This window comes from Nocardiopsis sp. N85 (genome assembly GCF_028882275.1).
GTDB lineage: Bacteria > Actinomycetota > Actinomycetes > Streptosporangiales > Streptosporangiaceae > Nocardiopsis > Nocardiopsis lambiniae.
Genome location: NZ_JARBUT010000005.1, coordinates 128,974 through 146,530 on the forward strand (window position 1 = coordinate 128,974; position 17,557 = coordinate 146,530).

A 17,557-nucleotide genomic window follows, 5' to 3' on the forward strand; every position below is an offset into this window, starting at 1 on the left:
CCTACTTCTTTCCTGAGGCGCCGTCAGCGGCCTCGGCACGGGCCTTGATGGCCTTCCACGCGGATTCGGCGGCCTGCTGCTCGGCCTCCTTCTTGCTGCGCCCCTCGCCCAGGCCGTAGCTCTGCCCCGCCACCCGGACCGTGGCCCGGAAGGTCTTCTGGTGATCGGGGCCGGACTCGTCCACGTGGTACTCGGGCACGCCCAGCATCTGGGCGGCGGTGAGCTCTTGGAGGGAGGTCTTCCAGTCCAGGCCCGCGCCCAGCCCCGAGGCGGTGGCGATGAGCGGGTCGAACAACCGGTGCACGAACTCCGAGGCGGTGCCCAGGCCGCGGTCCAGGTAGACCGCGCCGATGATGGCCTCCAGGGTGTCGGCGAGGATCGAGGACTTGTCGCGCCCGCCGGTGCCCTCCTCGCCGCGACCCAACCGGATGTAGGCCCCGATGCCCAGGCTTCGGGCCACGTCGGCCAGGGCGCGCATGTTCACCACGGCGGCGCGCAGCTTCGCCAGCTGCCCCTCGGGCAGGTCGGGGTGCTTGCGGAACAGGGTGTCGGTGACCACCAGGCCGAGCACGGAGTCACCGAGGAACTCCAGCCGCTCGTTGGTGGGCAGACCGCCCTTCTCGTAGGCGTAGGAACGGTGGGTCAACGCGCGGACCAGGATCTTGGGGTCGACCTCGACCTTGATGGCCTCGTGGAACGCCTTGGCCTCGGCGGCGGAGAGTTGGGTGGCCACTCGGTTCACTTCCCTGCTCGGGCACGCCGGAACGGCGCGCGGTACGGACGCGGATCCGCGGCCCGACCAGGGTGCTCGAAAACGAGGTGAACGTCGCGGGAGCCGGGCACCGGGATCCTCCGGTGCGCCCGCTCCCCCGGCGGCCACCACGAACTCGGGAACCCGGTGCGGTCCGGAGGTCATCGCGTGGGCGAAGGTGCGTCGGGTGCGGCCCGTGGCCGCCCTAACGACACTCTACAAATCCTCGTCCGTCCGCGTCTCCCCCTCCGAAACGTGATGACGTGCCGGACAGCACATCGGGGCGGTCCCCTCACAGGGGACCGCCCCGGTACGCATCGGGGATCGGGTATCCGGACCCGAAGCCTGTCATACGTCGTTAGGACGGGCTGACGACCTGGCGGTTGTTGTACGTGCCGCAGGTCGGGCAGGCGATGTGGGGCTGCTTGGGGTCACGGCAACGCGGGCAGTTGACCAGCACCGGGCGCGACGCCTTCCACTGGGAACGGCGGGTCCGGGTGTTGCTCCGCGACATCTTCCGCTTCGGGACGGCCACTTCAATCCTCCTGGGTCACCCCCGCGCGGGTCGCGGGAGGTCGCTTATCTGGTCGGCCCCGCGCATGGCGGGGTGTGCTCCGTATCCACGGGGCTCCCGGCGAGGCCGGGATCATCCCCGTGTTCCACGGGGAAGGGCTGTGTCACTCGCCGGACTTCTCCACGATTCCGCGGAGCGCCTCCCAACGAGGATCGACCCGGTCGTCGTGACCGTGGTCGGGTTCCGCGTCGGCGAGCCGGGCACCGCACTCGGCGCACAGGCCCGGACAGTCCGGGTCGCACAACGGCGAGAGCGGGAGAGCGAGCACGACGGCGTCTCGGACCACCGGTTCGAGGTCGAGCATGTCGCCCTCTAGATAGTAGTCCTCATCATCGTCGTCCGTATCCCCGTCCTCCTCCTGGAAGACGTCCTCGTCGGCGGGGTACCGGTACATCTCCTGGAAACCCGCCTCGAAGTCCTCCGCGAGGGGGTCGAGGCAACGCGAACACTCCGCGCTGATCTGGCCGCGGGCGGCCCCGGTGACGAGGACTCCCTCCATCACCGCTTCCAACCGCAGGTCCAGTTCCAGCTCACGGCCCGCGGACACGGAGGCCATCGCGTTCGCGAACTCCTCGGGGAGGGTCACGATGCGATCGACCGTGCGCATCGACCCCGGTTGGCGTCCGAGCGCCTGGGTGTCGACCACGAACGGGTCACGAGGATTGAGACGAGACAGGGTCATCGAGCTTTCACGAGAAGTCCGGGAGCCGGGTCACCCGCCCACCGAGAAGCGGCCGGGGTCGGCCTGAGCGCACGCCGAAGGCGGCTGCGCACATGGTCGAACCTCGATTCTACCCATCGTGCCCCCGACCACCCAAATCAGCCTCGGAAAGGCCCGTGGATCAGCGCTCCGCGGAGTACTTCTCGCGCAGCCGATCCCGGACGTAGGGGGTGACGAGGTTGGAGACGTCGCCGTGGTACTGGGCGATCTCGCGGACCAGGCTGGAGGAGAGGAACGAGTACTGCGGGTTGGCCGTCATGAACACGGTCTCCACCCCGGACAGGCGGTAGTTCATCTGGGCGATCTGGAGCTCGTAGTCGAAGTCGCTGACCGAGCGGAGGCTGCGCACGATGGTGTCGATGCCGTTGGCGCGGCAGAAGTCCACGAGGAGGCCGTCGAACTCGGCGACCCGCACGTTGGCGAGGTCCTCGGAACCGTGCCGGAGCATGTCGAGTTTCTCCGGAACGGTGAACAGGCCCCTCTTGTTCACGTTGTTGAGCACCGCGGCGACGACCTCGTCGTACTGCTTGGCCGCCCGGCCGATGATGTCGATGTGACCGTAGGTCACCGGGTCGAAGGAACCCGGGCAGACGGCACGGCGCACGATGATCGCCCCTTTCGAGTACGACGTTCGGGTACCGAGATCGTAGGGGGCGCCCCGGGCACGGATCAGGGCAACTCCCACTTAGTGGCCACTTTCCCCCATCGGTCACGTCGGACGGGGAGGCGCGCCGAGTCCGCCGGGCTTGGCTACGGTGGTGCCATGACCCGCATCATCGCCGGGACGGCCGGGGGGCGCCGCCTCTCCGTGCCCGACGGCCGCACCACCCGACCGACCAGCGACAGGGCCCGTGAGGCCCTGTTCTCCTCCGTCCAGTCCGACCTCGGATCGCTGACCGGCCTGCGGGTGATGGACCTGTACGCGGGATCGGGAGCGATCGGCCTGGAGGCCCTGTCCCGGGGAGCCGCCCACGCGCTCCTGGTGGAGGCCGACCGCAAGGCCGCCCGGAGCGCGCGGAACAACATCGACGTGCTGGGGTTGGCGGGCGCCCGTCTGGCCACCGACCGGGTGGAGCGGATCGTCGCCCGTGCCAACCCCGGGGAACCGTACGAGCTGGTGGTGGCCGATCCTCCGTACGCGGTCACCGACACCGAGGTCGCGGCGGTGCTCGCCGACCTGGTCGCCCACGGCTGGCTCGCCGACGACGCGCTGGTGGTGGTGGAGCGGTCCAAACGCGCCGCCGAACCCGACTGGCCCGCGGGGCTGGCCCTCGACCGCAGCCGCGTCTACGGCGAGGCCGCCCTCTGGTACGCCCACCGCACCCCCTGATCCGTTCCGGGGCCCGTTCGGCTTCGGTCGGCGGGTTCCCGCGACCGGCCGTCCGGGGGCGGGTCGGAGGGGCGGCGGCCGCCGCCCCTCCCTTCCCCACCGCCTCTCGGGCGGCCCGTGGTCGAGAGCCCTCTCCGAGGACGTCCGCTCCGTCGGACCCGGTGACCCCGTGGACCCTCGCGGGGGGAGCGGGTCCGGTCACGCCTTATCGAGGTACTCGGCGCGCTCTTCGGGGAGGAGTTCCTCCAGTGCGGCGGCCAGCGGCGGGTACGCCGTCAGCTCCGGGTCCTCCTCCAGGTGGGCGCCGGCCCGTTCCCGCGCCTCCTCGATGAGCTTCTCGTCCTTGAGCAGGGTGAGCAGGCGCAGGCTGGAGCGGCCCGACTGGGCGTCGCCCAACACGTCCCCCTCACGGCGCATCCGCAGGTCCTCCTGGGAGAGCGCGAACCCGTCGGTCGTGGAGGCGACCACGTCGAGGCGTTCCCGGGCCGGCGAGTTCTCCTCGGCCTCGGTGACCAGGAGGCACAGTCCCGGCAGGTTCCCCCGGCCGACCCGGCCGCGCAGCTGGTGGAGCTGGGACACCCCGAACCGGTCGGCGTCCATGATGACCATCACCGTGGCGTTGGGCACGTCGACGCCGACCTCGATGACGGTGGTGGACACCACCACGTGGGTGGTCCCCTCGGAGAAGCGGCGCATCACCGCCTCCTTGTCATCGGGCGTCATCCGCCCGTGCAGGACCTCCACCCTCAGGTCCGACAGCGGCCCCTCCGACAGGCGGGCGGCCACCTCCAGCACCGACAACGGGGCGTCCTCTCCGTCCTCCACCACGTCCTCGGCGGAGTCGCCGTCGCCGTCGCCGATGCGCGGGCAGACCACGAACGCCTGGTGCCCCGCGCCCACCTCCTCGCGGACGCGTTCCCAGGCGCGGGTGAGGAAGTGGGGCTTGTCCTTGGCGGGGACCACGTGGGTGGCGACGGGCGCCCGCCCGGCGGGGAGCTGGGTGAGGGCGACCACGTCGAGGTCGCCGTAGACGGTCATGGCGACGGTGCGCGGGATGGGGGTGGCGGTCATGACGAGGACGTGGGGGCGGCCGTCGACGGCCTTGGCGCGCAGGGCGTCGCGCTGTTCCACGCCGAAGCGGTGCTGCTCGTCGACCACGACCAGGCCCAGGTCGGCGAAGGACACGTGCTCTTGGAGCAGGGCGTGGGTGCCCACGACGAGTCCGGCCGCGCCGGAGGCGGCGTCCAGCAGGGCCTCGCGGCGGGCGGCCGCCCCCATGGAGCCGGTGAGCAGGGCGATCCGGGTCGCGTGCTCGGCACCGTCGATCTGACCGGCGCGGCCCAGCGCGCCGAGCATGGCCCCGATGGAGCGGTGGTGCTGCTGGGCGAGCACCTCGGTGGGGGCCAGCAGGACGGCCTGACCACCGGAGTCCACGACGCGGAGCATGGCGCGCAACGCCACCAAAGTCTTGCCCGCGCCCACGTCGCCTTGGAGCAGGCAGTGCATGGGGTGGGCGGAGTCGAGGCGTCGGGCGAGGAGGTCGCCGACCTCGCGCTGACCGTCGGTCAGGGTGAACGGGAGCCGTTCGTCGAAGGCGTCGAGGATCCCGCCGTCGGCGCCGGGCCGGGGCACGGCGGGCAGTTCCGCGGCGGCCCGGCGACGACGGGCCAGGGCCAGTTGCAGGACGAAGGCCTCGTCCCACTTGAGCCTGCGGCGGGCGGCCCCGATGTCCTTGTCCGTCTCGGGGCGGTGGATCCCGCGCAGGGCGTCGGCGATGCCGAGGCCGCCGCGTACCGAGGGCGGAAGCGGGTCGGGCAGGTCGTCGACGACGCCCAGGGCGACCTCGACGGCGCGGCCGACGGTGGCGGAGTCCATGCCCTTGACCGCCGGGTAGATCGGGATGATCTCGTCCGCGTAGGCGCGGGCGCGGTCGACCTCGGAGCCGTCCTCGTCGAGGAGTTCGTACTGGGGGTGGTCGAGCTGGCGACGGCCCTTGAACGTGCCGACCCGACCGGAGAACATGGCCAGCCGCCCGGAGGTCAGCCGGGTCTGGTGGTAGGCGCCCTGGTTGAAGAAGGTCAGGTGCAGCCGTCCGGTGCCGTCGGTCACGACGACCTCCAGCAGGTCCATCCGGCGACGGCCCTGGCGCGGTGGCACCGTGCGCCGTTTGGCGTCCAGGACGCGGGCCTGCACGGTGGCCTGCTCGCCCTCGCGCAGCAGGGCCAGGTCGGTGAGGTCACCGCGCCGGTCGTAGCGGCGCGGGTAGTAGCGCAGGAGGTCGCCGAGGGTGTGGAGGTCGAGTCTCTCCTCCAGGGCTTTGGCCGTCTTGCCTCGGAGCGGTCCCTTGCCCAGCGGTTCGTCCCAGGTGCTCATGGTCTTCCTCTTCAGGATCGCCGGTCGTCGACCACGCTAGACCTTCGTTGCGACGCTCGGTGGCGGTGTCGGTGGCCGGGTGGGCGTTCTCCCGGGGCGGGGCCGGGCACGGTTGTCCGTCGCCGTCGCCGGCGGGGCTATACTCGTGTGAGTTCATCGTGTTTCCGCCATGCCCGCGTGGTGGCCTTTCGATGGTCCTACCGGTGGCACCACATTCCACCGGCCGCACGCAGGGGGCGTTTTCACCTTCCCTCGTGTACTCTTCCACGGTTGGCGTCCGCGCCGGCCTGTCCGCCCGGCCTCTTCGGTCGGTTGAACCTTCGCGTGCGGCGACGCGCGCGATCCCGAACGCTTGAATGGAGTTACCGTGGCTTCCGTCTGCGACGTCTGCGGCAAGGGACCAGGGTTCGGTAACAGTGTTTCCCACTCGCACCGTCGCACCCGCCGCCGCTGGAACCCCAACATCCAGACCGTTCGCACCCGGGTGGGTGGCACGCCCAAGCGCGTGAACGCCTGCACCTCGTGCATCAAGGCCGGCAAGGTGACCCGCTAGGGAGCACCGCCCCTGATAGGTCTTCGAGGCCCTCCGATTTCGATCGGGGGGCCTCTCCGCGTGCGCCGTCCCCTCTCAGAGTCGGCAGACGTGCCCGTTGAGGGAGCATCGGACGGGGCTCTGCGGCACCCCCAGCGCCTGGAAGGTCAGGGTGGCCGACTCCCCCGGTTCGAGGCCGTCGCCCCCGCCGGGCTGGCGGGCCAGGATGCCGTCCTCGATGGTCTCCCAGTCGGCGTCCTGGACGTCGGTGACCTCGGCGCCCTCGAAGGCCAGCGCCAGTTCCCAGGCGTCGAGCCTGCTGCGGGAGGTGTTGGTGACGGTGACGTGCCCGCTGAAACCCACATCGGTGGACTCCACGATGCGGTAGGCGACGGTGGTGGGTTCGGCGCCGGCCTGGGTCTGGGGCGCCTGGGAGGCGGTCTCGGGGCTGGGACTGATGTCGCCGCTGGGGCCCGCCCCGTCCTGGGGGCCCTGGCTGGTGCCGCCGGGCGTGCCACCGAACTGGAGGTAGATCTGGGTGGTGCTGTAGCCGAACAGGAGCAGTCCCAGGATCACACCGGAGACGACGAGCACGTTGAGCAGCCGGGGCGGTTCGACGCGTTTGGGAACGGTGCTCTCGATGAGGCCGCCGAAACGGCGCAGCGCGCCCACGTTCTCGGGCTCGCTGCGGTGCGCACCGCGACGGATGCCGCCCTGCCGCTGGCCGTGCCGCCCCATGGACCGCCTTTCACCGAGACCGGATCACCGATCGCCTTCCACCGGTGCCCCGGACACCTTGTTCCCGGTGACCGACGCGCGCCTCCACGGGACCGGGCGATTCTCGGCCGCAAGCCTAGCGCGACAGCCAAACCAGACAAATCCAAACGCGCTCATCCCTGGCGGAAATGATCCCATCCGGTCTGCTCGGGGGCCTTCCCCGCGACGGTGACGTACCGATCGTCGGGGTCGGCCGCCCGGACGACCCCGATCCGGTGCCAGTGGTCGGGCAGCACGGTGTCGGCGGGGAAGGTCGCGGCCAGGGCGTGGTCCTCTCCGCCCGAGACCATGAGGGCCAGAGCCCGAGGTGCGCCCCCGCCGAGGATCCGCACGGCCTCGGTCAACGCCGGCTCGGGCGCCAGGAGCGCGGGGTCGAGGTCGATGCCCACCTCGGACCCCCGGCACACGTGCCCCAGGTCCTGGGCCAGGCCGTCGCTGACGTCGAGCATGGCGGTGGCGCCCAGACGCGCCGCCTCGGGTCCGCTCGCGTAGGGCGGTGAGGGCCGGCGGTGTTCGTCGAGGCAGGCGGCCGGGCCGTCGACGCCCTCGGTGAGCAGGGCCAGTCCGGCGGCGGACAGTCCCAGGTGACCGGTGTAGGCGACGACGTCGCCGGGCCGGGCACCGTCGCGGCGGACCGGCGCCCGGCCCTGGAGGTCGCCCAGAGCGGTGACGGCGATGGTGAGGGTGTCGGAGCCGGCCATGTCCCCGCCCACGACGGCGCCGCCCGCGATCGCGCACTCGTCGCGCACACCGAGGGTGAACTCCTCCGCCCAGGCCAGGGGCAGGTCGGCGGGGGCGGCGAAACCGATGAGCAGGCCGGTGGGGCGGGCCCCCATGGCGACGACGTCGGCGAAGTTCTGGGCCACGGCCCGGTGACCGACGTCTCGGGCACTCGACCACTCGCGTCGGAAATGGCGCCCCTCCACGAGGAGATCCGTGGTGGCCACGGTCCGCCCGTCGGGTGAGGCGACGATCGCGGCATCGTCGCCGGGACCGAGGATTACATCGTCCGTCCTGGGGAATTGGCTCGTCACGCGTCTGATCAGAGCGAACTCACCCAGACCCCCAATGGTCTTCTGCACAGGGAACAGGGTACGGTGACGCTCCGGCTCGGTGGTCTAGACCCACGTTCGTCACACGTTCGTCATCGGCCTCACCGTCGGGTGCGCCCGTACCCGACTCGCACGAAGGAGCACACATGGTGCAGGCATACATCCTGATCCAGACCGAGGTCGGCCGTGCCGCCGAGGTCGCCGAGCGCATCCGGGGGATCGAGGGGGTCGCGGAGGCCCACGACGTGACCGGTCCCTACGATGTGATCGTCCAGGCCGAGGCCGATGACGTGAACGCGCTGGGCACCCTCGTGGTGGCCCGGATCCAGCGTCTGGAGGGGATCGCCCGGACCCTCACCTGTCCCATCGTCAACATCTGACCCGATTCCTCGGAGAGTGTGGTGCGCGTACCCGCACGGTGGGCCCCGGTCCTCCTCGTCATGGCCGTCGCGACGGGATGCGGCGCGCAGACCGTGCGCATGGAGCCCCCGCTGCCGGACGCGGCCGCCGAGGAACGGTGCGCCGCCCTGGTCGCCGACCTGCCGGAGACCCTCATGGACGCCGACCGCGTCGGGGTCCGGCCCGAGTCGGAGTTGACCGCCGCCTGGGGCGAACCGGCGATCGGCCTGCGCTGTGGTGTGGTCCGCCCCAGCTCTCTGGCCCCGGACTCCCAACTCATCGAGGTCAACGGGGTCCCCTGGCTGTCCGAGCCCGCCGACGCCCCCACCGTCTTCACCGCGGTCGGCCACGAGGCCTACGTCGAACTGCTGCTCCCGCCCTCCTACGGTCCCCCCGCCCCTGCGCTCACCACCATCGGCGACCTCGTGTCCGAGCACCTGACACCCCTGCCCGACGGAGGGCTCTGAGCGACGTCCCGTCGGATCCTCGCGCCTCCGTGTCCGGGGCGTTCCGGAACGGCGGAAGGGGCGGGGCGACCGTGTCGGTCACCCCGCCCCTTCTCCTGTCACGCGTCCCGACGGACGTTACTCGGTGTCCTCCGGGGACTCCTCGTCCTGCGGGGCGTCGCTCTCCGGAGCGTCACCCTCCTCGTCGCCCTCGTCGCCCTCGGCGCCTTCGGCGGGTCCGTCCATCTCCTGGGCGATGTCCTCCTCGCCGGACGAGACCAGGGCCTCGACCTCCTCGGCGGTCTCGGTGACGCCCTGGGAGCAGGCGGCGCCCGGCTCGGGCACGTCCGTGCTCTGCTCGAAGGCGCGGACGAAGCGCTGGAGATTCTCGTCCTCGGGGCTCTCGACCGCGAGCTGGCGTCCCCACGCGGAGGCGACGATGGGCGTGTCCATCTCACCCTCGTACGGGCTGACCAGCAGGTAGGACCCCTGGGTGTACAGCTGGTCGAGCTGAGCGACCTGCTCGGCCGGCAGTTCCGGGTCGTAGGCGATCCACACCGCACCGTGTTCCAGCGAGTGCACCGCGAACTCCGGGGTCACCGGGGCGGGGTAGACACCACAGTTCTGCCAGGCGCTCCAGTGGTCGCCGCCGACCGGCGGGCTCTGCTCGTAGTCGACCTTCGCCCCGGTGTCGACGTGCACGTAGGAGGCGACCTCGTACTCCGCCAGGCCCGGGATCTGGCGGCTGCGGTAGTCCATGTAGAACAGGAACCCGATGAGGCCGACGACCACAACGATCGCGGTGATGACACCGGTGATGCCGAGGAACTTGCGCCGTCTCTCCTTGCGCAGCCGCTCCGCCTTGAGGGCGGCCGCCCGTTGGCGGCGCTCCTCCGCCGTCTTCTTCTTGGCCACTGGGTCTCCTGAGGTGGGTGGTGGGGCCTGAGACTTACCTATCCTCTACTTTGACATCACAGTCATGCGATTTGACCAGGATGGTCCCCATGGAACACAAGAGCGGCACCGGCCACGAGCCCGCCGGTGATGTCGACGGTGTCGACGACCTCCCGGACGCCGAACGGGAAGAGGACCTCCGCGAGGGGTTCACGGAGGAGCCGGAGCCGCGGGTCGCGTCCCTCCGCTCGACACCGATCTGGTTGACGGTGATCCTGGTCGCAGTGGCGCTCGGGCTCGGCTACCTGCTGGGACGCCCTTCGTACCCCTTGGACACCGGCGCCGACGCGGGCTTCCTGCGCGACATGAGCGTCCATCACAACCAGGCCGTGGACATGTCGATGATCGTCCTCGACAAGACCGACGACGCCGAGTTGCGGGTGATCGCCACGGACATGGCCCGCACCCAGCAGGCCCAGGTCGGAATGATGCAGGGGTGGCTGCGCGCCTGGGATCTGCCCATACGCGGGCCGGAGGCGCCGATGTCCTGGATGGCGGGCTCGGGACACGAGCACGGTGGAGAGGGCGAGGTGCCCGAGACGATGCCGGGACTGGCGACCTCCGAGCAGATCGTCGACCTGGAGGAGGCCGAGGGGGTGGAGGCCGAGGTCCTCTTCCTTGAGTTGATGATCGCCCACCACCTGGGCGGGATCGAGATGGCCGAGGTCGAGGTGGAGCTGGGCCGCGAGGAGATGGTCGTCGGCTTCGCACAGGGCATGATCAACGCCCAGACGACCGAGGTCGAGCTGATGGAGGGCATGTTGGAGGACCGGGCCGGCTGAGCCCGGGAAGGACGTACGGCGGCGCACCCGGCGGGGGTGGGCCGCCGTCGGCGTTCCCGGCACCCCCTCGCGCATGTGTGTCGGAGTCCACAAGCACACCCCCGCCCTCCCCGAACTGTTCGCGTATTCGCAGGTGAGAGCGGTTTTCGTGGCTCGCCCCTCACTCCCTGGACCCGACCGCCCCCTCGGAATCGCCCCCCGGAGACGCCGGAAAGGCCCCCGCGCTCACCCCCTGGGGCATCTACGACAGGCTGTAGAACTACGATGTGTAGTACTACCGGAGGTCGGTACCTGAGAGGCGTATATGGAAGCCCTTGAACTCGCGCGGTGGCAGTTCGGTGTCACCACGATCTACCACTTCCTGTTCGTGCCGTTGACCATCGGCCTGTCGTTCATCGTGGCCGTCCTCCAGACGGTCTGGTACCGCACCGGCAGACACGAGTACCTCCAGGCGACCCAGTTCTTCGGGAAGCTCTTCCTCATCAACTTCGCCATGGGCGTGGTCACCGGCATCGTCCAGGAGTTCCAGTTCGGCATGAACTGGAGCGAGTACTCCCGGTTCGTCGGCGACGTCTTCGGCGCCCCGCTGGCGATGGAGGCCCTGCTCGCCTTCTTCCTGGAGTCCACCTTCATCGGCCTGTGGATCTTCGGCTGGCACCGGCTGCCCCGCGGCGTCCACCTGGCCTGCATCTGGATGGTGGCGATCGGCACCAACCTGTCGGCCTACTTCATCCTCGCCGCCAACGCCTGGATGCGCCGCCCCGTCGGTTTCGAGGTCAACCCGGAGAACGGGCGCGCCGAACTCACCGACATCTGGGCCGTCCTCGGCAACGACCAGGCCTGGTCCACCTACCTGCACACCGTCTCGGCGGCGTTCATCACCGCGGGACTCTTCGTCGTCTGCGTCAGCGCCTACAAGCTGTGGCGCAACCAGAAGCACAACGACACCGGCGTTCGCGGGGAGGCACCGCCCGCACGGGACTTCGCCCTGTTCCGCGGCACGCTCAAGGTCGGCCTGGTCTTCACGCTCATGGCCGGGGTCATCGTCGTGTTCTCCGGCGACCACCAGGCCAAACTCGCCGCCCAGTACGAGCCCATGAAGCTCGCCGCCGCCGAGGCGCTCTGGGAGACCGAGGAGGGCGCCGCGTTCTCCGCCTTCGCGGTCGGCGACACCGAGGCCCGCTACAACCCCATCGACATCACCGTTCCGAACATCCTCAGCTTCCTCGCCACCGGCGAGTTCGACGGCGAGGTCCACGGGATGAACAACCTCCAGGAGGCCTACGAGGAGGAGTACGGCGAAGGGGACTACATCCCCAACGTCTTCGTGACCTACTGGTCGTTCCGCCTCATGATGGGCCTGGGCCTGGCCGGCGTCGGCATCGCCGCCATCGGCCTGTGGCTCACCCGGGGCCGGGACCGGACACCGTCGGTCGACGGCCCGCTGACCCGGTGGTTCTACCCGCTCGCGATGTTCGCCCTGCCCGCCGCGCTGGCCGCCAACATCTTCGGCTGGGTGCTCACCGAGATGGGCCGCCAGCCCTGGACCGTGCACGGCTACCTGCTCACCGCCGCCAGCGTCTCACCCGGGGTGAGCCTGGGGACGGTCGCGATGAGCCTGTCGCTGTTCACCCTCATCTACGGCGTCCTCGCCGTCGTCGAGGTCGGGCTGTTGGTCAAGTACGTCAAGGCCGGCCCGTCCCACCTCGTCCCCGACCTCGAAGAGGACGGCGACGAGTCGCAGATCCCCCACTTCAGCTACTAGGAGCCCAGGACCATGGATCTGGCCGTCATCTGGTTCATCGCCATCTCGGTCCTGTGGATCGGGTACTTCGTCCTGGAGGGATTCGACTTCGGGGTCGGCACCCTGCTGCCCTTCATGGGCAAGCGGGACTCCGTCGACCGCCGCGTGACCATCAACTCGATCGGTCCGGTGTGGGACGCCAACGAGGTGTGGCTGCTCACCGCGGGCGGCGCCATGTTCGCCGCCTTCCCGGCCTGGTACGCGTCGCTGTTCAGCGGGTTCTACATCCCGTTGTTCCTCATCCTCATCGCGCTGATCCTGCGCGGGGTGGCCTTCGAGTACCGGGGCAAGCGCGACGACTCCACCTGGCGGCTGTGGTGGGACCGGGCCATCTTCTTCGGCAGCGCCGCCCCCGCCCTGCTGTGGGGCGTCGCGTTCGCCAACATCGTCCAGGGCGTGGCCATGGACTCCGACCACATCGTCACCGCCTCGCTCGTCGACCTGCTCAACCCGTACGCGCTGCTGGGCGGTCTCACCACGCTGTCCCTGTTCACGCTGCACGGCGCGGTGTTCCTGAGCCTGAAGACCGACGGGCCGGTCCGGGTCCGCGCCCGCACGGCCGCCCTGCGCACCGCCTACGTCGCGGTGCCCGCCGGTGCCGCCTTCCTGACGTGGACGCAGCTCGCCCATGGCAAGGCGTGGACCTGGCCGCTCGTCCTCATCGCCGCGGCGACCCTGGTGGGCGGGGTCGCGGCGGTCCGTGCCCGGCGCGAGGGACTCGCGTTCGGGCTCATGGTCGCGACCATCGTCTCCGCGGTCGTGACCCTGTTCGGGTCGTTGTTCCCGAACGTGCTGCCCTCCATCACCGACCCCGCGTTCAGCCTCACCGTCGAGAACGCCTCCTCCGCGGACTACACGCTCACCGTCATGACGTGGGTCGCGGTGGTGTTCCTGCCCTTGGTGCTCGTCTACCAGGGGTGGAGCTACTGGGTGTTCCGCAAGCGGGTCACCGGCGCCACCATCACGGGCGAGACCGTCACCGGGGACACCGCCGGCGCGGAGACGTCCGCCAGGGGGGACATCGTCATCCCGGAGGTGACCACCGCCGAGGGCACCACCGGCACGAGGAGGGCCGCCACCGAGGACACCGTCGACACCTGACCCCGGGCACACCGACGGGCACGCCCCCCTCCCCCACCGCCCGGGGCGGGGGTCGTGCCGTGCCCGGTCCCCATCGGCCAGACTGGGCGTGCGCCCGCACCCGCTCCCTCCCAACGACCCGAGGTCCCATGAAACCGCTCGATCCGCGCCTGGTGCGCACCGCCAGCGCGGTCCGCGTCCACCTGGCCGTCTCCGTGCTGAGCGGGGTGGTGATCACCGGTCTGATCCTGGTCCAGGCGTGGTTGCTCGCCCACGTCATCACCGGGGCCTTCGCCGGCACCGGCTTCGACGCCCTGGCCTGGGCGATCACCGCCGTCGGCGGGATCGCCGTCGCGCGCGCCCTGCTGGCGTACCTGGCCGAGGCGTCGGCGCTGCACAGCGCCGCGCGCACCAAGTCGATCCTGCGGCGGAGGCTGATCGCCCACGTCACCGGCACGGGAACGGTGTGGACGGCCGAACGCGGCGCGGACGGCGGCGACTCCCCCAAGGCCGGGGAGCTGGTCACCCTCGCCACTCGGGGACTGGACGCCCTCGACGACTACTTCGCCCGCTACCTGCCCCAACTGGTGCTGTCGGCGATCGTGCCGGTGGCCGTCCTGGTCGTGGTGTTCTGGGCCGACTGGATCTCCGGGATCGTCATCCTGGTGACGGTGCCGCTGATCCCGGTCTTCATGGCGCTCATCGGCATGCACACCCAGAGCCGGACCGAACGGCAGTGGCGGCTGCTGAGCCGGCTCGGCGGACACTTCCTGGACGTGGTCGAGGGGCTGCCGACCCTGGCGGTGTTCCGGCGGGCCAAGGCGCAGGCGGCGCTCATCCGCCGGGTCGGCGAGGAGCACCGCCAGGCGACCATGGGGACGCTGCGGATCGCGTTCCTGTCGGCGTTCGCCCTGGAGTTGCTGGCCACGCTGGCGGTGGCGCTGGTCGCGGTCGAGGTCGGTCTGCGGCTGCTGGGCGGGCACATGGACTACCAGACCGCGCTGCTGGTGCTGATCCTGGCGCCGGAGGCCTACCTGCCGCTGCGCGAGGTCGGCGCCCGGTTCCACGCCAGCATGGAGGGCGTGGCCGCCGCCGACCAGGTGTTCACCGAACTCGAACGCCGCGAAGGGGAGGACGGGAAGGACCCCGCGCCGACCGGCCTGCGCGCCCCCGCGAGCGACGGCGATCTGCGTCTGACCGGTGTGGGGGTGCGCTACCCGGGGCGGGACCTGCCCGCCCTGTCCGGAGTCGACCTGCGGGTGGACTCCGGGGAGCGGGTGCTGCTCACCGGGCCCAGCGGTTCGGGCAAGACCACCCTGTTGTCGTTGCTGCTGCGGATGAACGCCCCCACCGAGGGGCGGATCGAGGTCCGTGCCCCGGACGGCGCCTGGGAGGATCTGGCGGCGGTCCCCGCCGACGACTGGCGGCTGGGCATCGCCTGGGTGCCCCAGCACCCCTACCTGTTCGATGTCTCGGTGGCCGACAACATCCGGTTGGGCGCCCCCGACACCCCCCTGGAACGGGTCCGGGAGGCGGCCCGGCTCGCCGAGGCCGACGGGTTCGTGTCCGCGTTGCCCGACGGGTACGACACCCGGCTCGGCGAACGCGGCACCCGCCTCTCCGCCGGGCAGCGCCAACGGATCGCGCTGGCCCGGGCGTTCTGCCGGGACGCGCCCCTGGTGCTGCTCGACGAACCCACCGCCCATCTGGACCCGGAGAACGCCGCGGCGGTGCGCACCGCCGTCGGACGCCTCCTGGAGGGGCGCACCGCGATCATCGTCGCCCATGACACGGGCTGGGCCCGGGCCGTCCTCGGCGCCCGGGTCGTGGAACTGCCGCTGCACGGCCGTGAAGGGGTCATCACCGGATGAACACGATCGAGACCGAGCACCGCCGCGGTCCCCTCCTGCGGATGATCGCCCTGGCCAGGCCCCGGACCGGACGGTTCGCCCTGGGGGTGCTGCTCGGCGCCTTCGCCACCGGCTCCGGGGTGGCCCTCCTGGGTGTGGCCGCGTGGATGCTGGCCACCGCGGCCTCGCACCCGCCGTTGACCGCCCTGGGGATCTCGGTGGTCGCCACCCGGGCGCTGGGCGTGGGCAAGGGGGTGAGCCGGTACCTGGAACGGTTGGTGACCCACGACGCGGCGTTCCGCACCCTGGCCGAGGTGCGGGTGCGGGTGTACGGCAGGCTCGCCGCCACCGAACCCTTCGGCCGGTTCCGCTCCGGCGACCTGCTCTCCCGGGTGGTCAACGACACCGAGGCGACACTCGACCTGCTGGTGCGCGGGCTGACCCCACCGCTGATCTCCCTGGTCACCGGTGGCGCGACCGTCCTCGTCATCACGGCCGTGTACGCGCCCGGCGGGCTCCTCCTCGCCCTGGGCCTCCTGCTGGCGGGGCTCGCGGTGCCGATGGCCGCCGCCGCCCTGGGCCGGGCGCCGGGGCGCCGTCAGGCGGTGGCGCGCGGGCGGCTGTCGACGTCCCTGGTCGACACCCTGCACGGAGCGCCGGACCTGATCGCCTACGGGGCGATGGACCGACAGGTCGCCCGCGTGTACGAGGCCGACGACGAACTCACCCGGATGGCCCGGCGCGACGCCGCGATCCTCGGTCTGGGTGCGGGCGCCACCGCCCTGATCACGGGGGCGACCGTGTGGGGCGCACTCTTCCTGGGGGTGGTGGCCGTCGAGGACGGCGACCTGGACGCGGTCTCCCTGGCGGTCCTGGTGCTGGTCACCCTGGCGGCGTTCGAGATCGTCGCCCCGCTGCCCGCCGTCGCCGCCAGGCTGGGGGCGATCCGCGAGAGCGGGGTCCGGCTGTTCGGGGTGCTGGACACCCCGGAGTCGGTCGCCCCGGCCACCCGCACGGGGCTGGACCCGGAGGGGGACTCCACCGTCCGCGTCCGCGACCTGCGGGTGCGCTACGGGCCGGACGAACCGTGGGCGTTGGACGGTGTCGACCTGGACATCCCCGCGGGGGAGACGATCGCGGTGGTGGGGCCCAGTGGAGCGGGCAAGAGCACGCTCGCGTCCGTGCTGTTGCGCTTCCGCGACCCCGACGGGGGCCGGGTGGAGATCGGCGGGACCGACATCACGGAGTACCCGGCCGACGAGGTGCGCGCGGTCGTGTCGGGGGTGCCCCAGGACCCCCACGTGTTCGCGTCCACGCTGCGCGAGAACCTCAGGCTGGCCCGGCCGGACTCCACCGAGGACGACCTGTGGGCGGCGCTGCGCCGGGCCCGCCTGGCCGACGAGGTGGCGGCGATGCCCGACGGGCTGGACACCCGGGTGGGCACCCACGGGCTGGGACTCAGCGGCGGGATGGTGCAGCGGCTGGCGCTGGCCCGCGCCCTGCTGGCCGCGCCCCGGGTGCTGGTGCTGGACGAGCCCACCGCCCACCTGGACCCGGACACCCGGGACGCGGTGGTGGACGACCTGCTGTCGGCGACCGAGGGGTACTCGACGCTGCTCGTCACCCACGACCTCACCGGCCTGGACCGGGTGGACCGCGTCCACGTGGTCCGTGACGGACGGGTGATCCAGTCGGGCACGCACACCGAACTGCTGGCCCGCGAGGGCTGGTACCGGGACGTCCACCCCGACCTCGGCTGAGCGGCCCCTCCGCGGCCGCGTCCACCGCGAACGGCTCCGGGAGCCGCACGCTCCCGCCCCGCACGGCCCTGGCCACCTCGCGGTGGTCGTGGCGATCGGGGTCGGAGAACAACGCGTCGGCGTCGTCGCCGACCGAGCCGTTGCGCGCCTCGGAGGAGAAGCCGTCCACAAGGTGGTGAACGGCCACAGGTCCCCGTCCCTCCGCCGCGCCGGACCACGGCGGTGGCGGTCCCGATGGGAGCGGTTCGAGGAAAGCGGGGGCGGGCTGGCAGGGCGGGCGGGGTTGCCCTAATGTTCCAGCGTGACCAATCCCGTTCCCGACTTCCTCCCTCCTGGAAGCCTGCGGTGCGCCACCGCGACCTTGTACGCCGT

General features: G+C 71.4%; 17 protein-coding genes. 9 read left to right on the forward strand and 8 right to left on the reverse strand.

The features are described from left to right. Window position 1: 1 nt before the first annotated feature. The 4 genes from rnc to coaD all read right to left on the reverse strand — a co-directional run bounded on the left by rnc (window position 2) and on the right by coaD (window position 2,650). The gene (gene rnc, locus PWG71_RS09465; RefSeq protein WP_274809209.1) at window positions 2–733 is read right to left on the reverse strand and encodes a ribonuclease III; all 732 of its coding nucleotides are present in this window, start codon (window positions 731–733) and stop codon (window positions 2–4) included. A 376-nt stretch (window positions 734–1,109) separates the two neighbouring features. Next, window positions 1,110–1,286, reverse strand: a complete 177-nt coding sequence (gene rpmF, locus PWG71_RS09470; protein WP_274809210.1) for a 50S ribosomal protein L32 — start codon at window positions 1,284–1,286, stop codon at window positions 1,110–1,112. Between the two features lie 142 nt (window positions 1,287–1,428). Next, window positions 1,429–2,007, reverse strand: coding sequence for a YceD family protein (locus PWG71_RS09475; RefSeq protein ID WP_274809211.1), 579 nt, complete (start codon window positions 2,005–2,007; stop codon window positions 1,429–1,431). A 160-nt stretch (window positions 2,008–2,167) separates the two neighbouring features. Beyond that, window positions 2,168–2,650, reverse strand: a complete 483-nt coding sequence (gene coaD / locus PWG71_RS09480) for a pantetheine-phosphate adenylyltransferase (RefSeq protein ID WP_274809378.1) — start codon at window positions 2,648–2,650, stop codon at window positions 2,168–2,170. 159 nt (window positions 2,651–2,809) lie between these two features. Between coaD and rsmD the strand changes: the two genes are divergently transcribed. After that, complete coding sequence (gene rsmD, locus PWG71_RS09485) at window positions 2,810–3,376, forward strand: 16S rRNA (guanine(966)-N(2))-methyltransferase RsmD (protein ID WP_274809212.1); 567 nt, start codon at window positions 2,810–2,812, stop codon at window positions 3,374–3,376. 198 nt (window positions 3,377–3,574) lie between these two features. Here rsmD and recG read toward each other — a convergent pair whose 3' ends face one another. Continuing rightward, the gene (gene recG / locus PWG71_RS09490; RefSeq protein ID WP_274809213.1) at window positions 3,575–5,749 is read right to left on the reverse strand and encodes an ATP-dependent DNA helicase RecG; all 2,175 of its coding nucleotides are present in this window, start codon (window positions 5,747–5,749) and stop codon (window positions 3,575–3,577) included. A 367-nt stretch (window positions 5,750–6,116) separates the two neighbouring features. Here recG and rpmB point away from each other — a divergent pair, with 367 nt between their 5' ends. Further along, entirely contained in the window at window positions 6,117–6,302 is a 186-nt protein-coding gene (rpmB, locus tag PWG71_RS09495; RefSeq protein ID WP_013151263.1) for a 50S ribosomal protein L28, read from the forward strand. A 75-nt stretch (window positions 6,303–6,377) separates the two neighbouring features. Here the strand turns inward: rpmB and PWG71_RS09500 are convergent, their stop codons facing one another. Continuing rightward, the gene (locus PWG71_RS09500; protein WP_274809214.1) at window positions 6,378–7,019 is read right to left on the reverse strand and encodes a cellulose binding domain-containing protein; all 642 of its coding nucleotides are present in this window, start codon (window positions 7,017–7,019) and stop codon (window positions 6,378–6,380) included. A 152-nt stretch (window positions 7,020–7,171) separates the two neighbouring features. Continuing rightward, window positions 7,172–8,140 carry a thiamine-phosphate kinase gene (locus PWG71_RS09505; protein ID WP_274809215.1) on the reverse strand — a complete coding sequence of 323 codons (969 nt, stop codon included), beginning with the start codon at window positions 8,138–8,140 and terminating at the stop codon, window positions 7,172–7,174. A 116-nt stretch (window positions 8,141–8,256) separates the two neighbouring features. Here PWG71_RS09505 and PWG71_RS09510 point away from each other — a divergent pair, with 116 nt between their 5' ends. Continuing rightward, window positions 8,257–8,490: an Lrp/AsnC family transcriptional regulator gene (locus PWG71_RS09510; protein WP_274809216.1), complete on the forward strand. Its 234-nt coding sequence runs from the start codon at window positions 8,257–8,259 to the stop codon at window positions 8,488–8,490. Window positions 8,491–8,550: 60 nt separating this feature from the next. Next, window positions 8,551–8,976, forward strand: a complete 426-nt coding sequence (locus PWG71_RS09515; RefSeq protein WP_274809379.1) for a DUF3515 domain-containing protein — start codon at window positions 8,551–8,553, stop codon at window positions 8,974–8,976. A gap of 117 nt (window positions 8,977–9,093) precedes the next feature. Here PWG71_RS09515 and PWG71_RS09520 read toward each other — a convergent pair whose 3' ends face one another. Continuing rightward, window positions 9,094–9,870: a DUF3105 domain-containing protein gene (locus tag PWG71_RS09520; protein WP_274809217.1), complete on the reverse strand. Its 777-nt coding sequence runs from the start codon at window positions 9,868–9,870 to the stop codon at window positions 9,094–9,096. Window positions 9,871–9,959: 89 nt separating this feature from the next. Between PWG71_RS09520 and PWG71_RS09525 the strand changes: the two genes are divergently transcribed. The 5 genes from PWG71_RS09525 (at window position 9,960) to cydC (ending at window position 17,185) form a co-directional block, all read left to right on the forward strand. After that, window positions 9,960–10,691: a DUF305 domain-containing protein gene (locus PWG71_RS09525; protein WP_274809218.1), complete on the forward strand. Its 732-nt coding sequence runs from the start codon at window positions 9,960–9,962 to the stop codon at window positions 10,689–10,691. Between the two features lie 304 nt (window positions 10,692–10,995). After that, window positions 10,996–12,456 carry a cytochrome ubiquinol oxidase subunit I gene (locus tag PWG71_RS09530; protein ID WP_274809219.1) on the forward strand — a complete coding sequence of 487 codons (1,461 nt, stop codon included), beginning with the start codon at window positions 10,996–10,998 and terminating at the stop codon, window positions 12,454–12,456. Window positions 12,457–12,468: 12 nt separating this feature from the next. Continuing rightward, on the forward strand, window positions 12,469–13,596 hold the full coding sequence (cydB, locus tag PWG71_RS09535) for a cytochrome d ubiquinol oxidase subunit II (RefSeq protein ID WP_274809220.1): 1,128 nt from the start codon (window positions 12,469–12,471) through the stop codon (window positions 13,594–13,596). Window positions 13,597–13,724: 128 nt separating this feature from the next. Then, entirely contained in the window at window positions 13,725–15,446 is a 1,722-nt protein-coding gene (cydD, locus tag PWG71_RS09540) for a thiol reductant ABC exporter subunit CydD (protein WP_274809221.1), read from the forward strand. Further along, the gene (cydC, locus tag PWG71_RS09545) at window positions 15,443–17,185 is read left to right on the forward strand and encodes a thiol reductant ABC exporter subunit CydC (RefSeq protein ID WP_274809222.1); all 1,743 of its coding nucleotides are present in this window, start codon (window positions 15,443–15,445) and stop codon (window positions 17,183–17,185) included. Before cydD ends, cydC begins: the two co-directional genes overlap by 4 nt. Window positions 17,186–17,557: the final 372 nt, after the last annotated feature.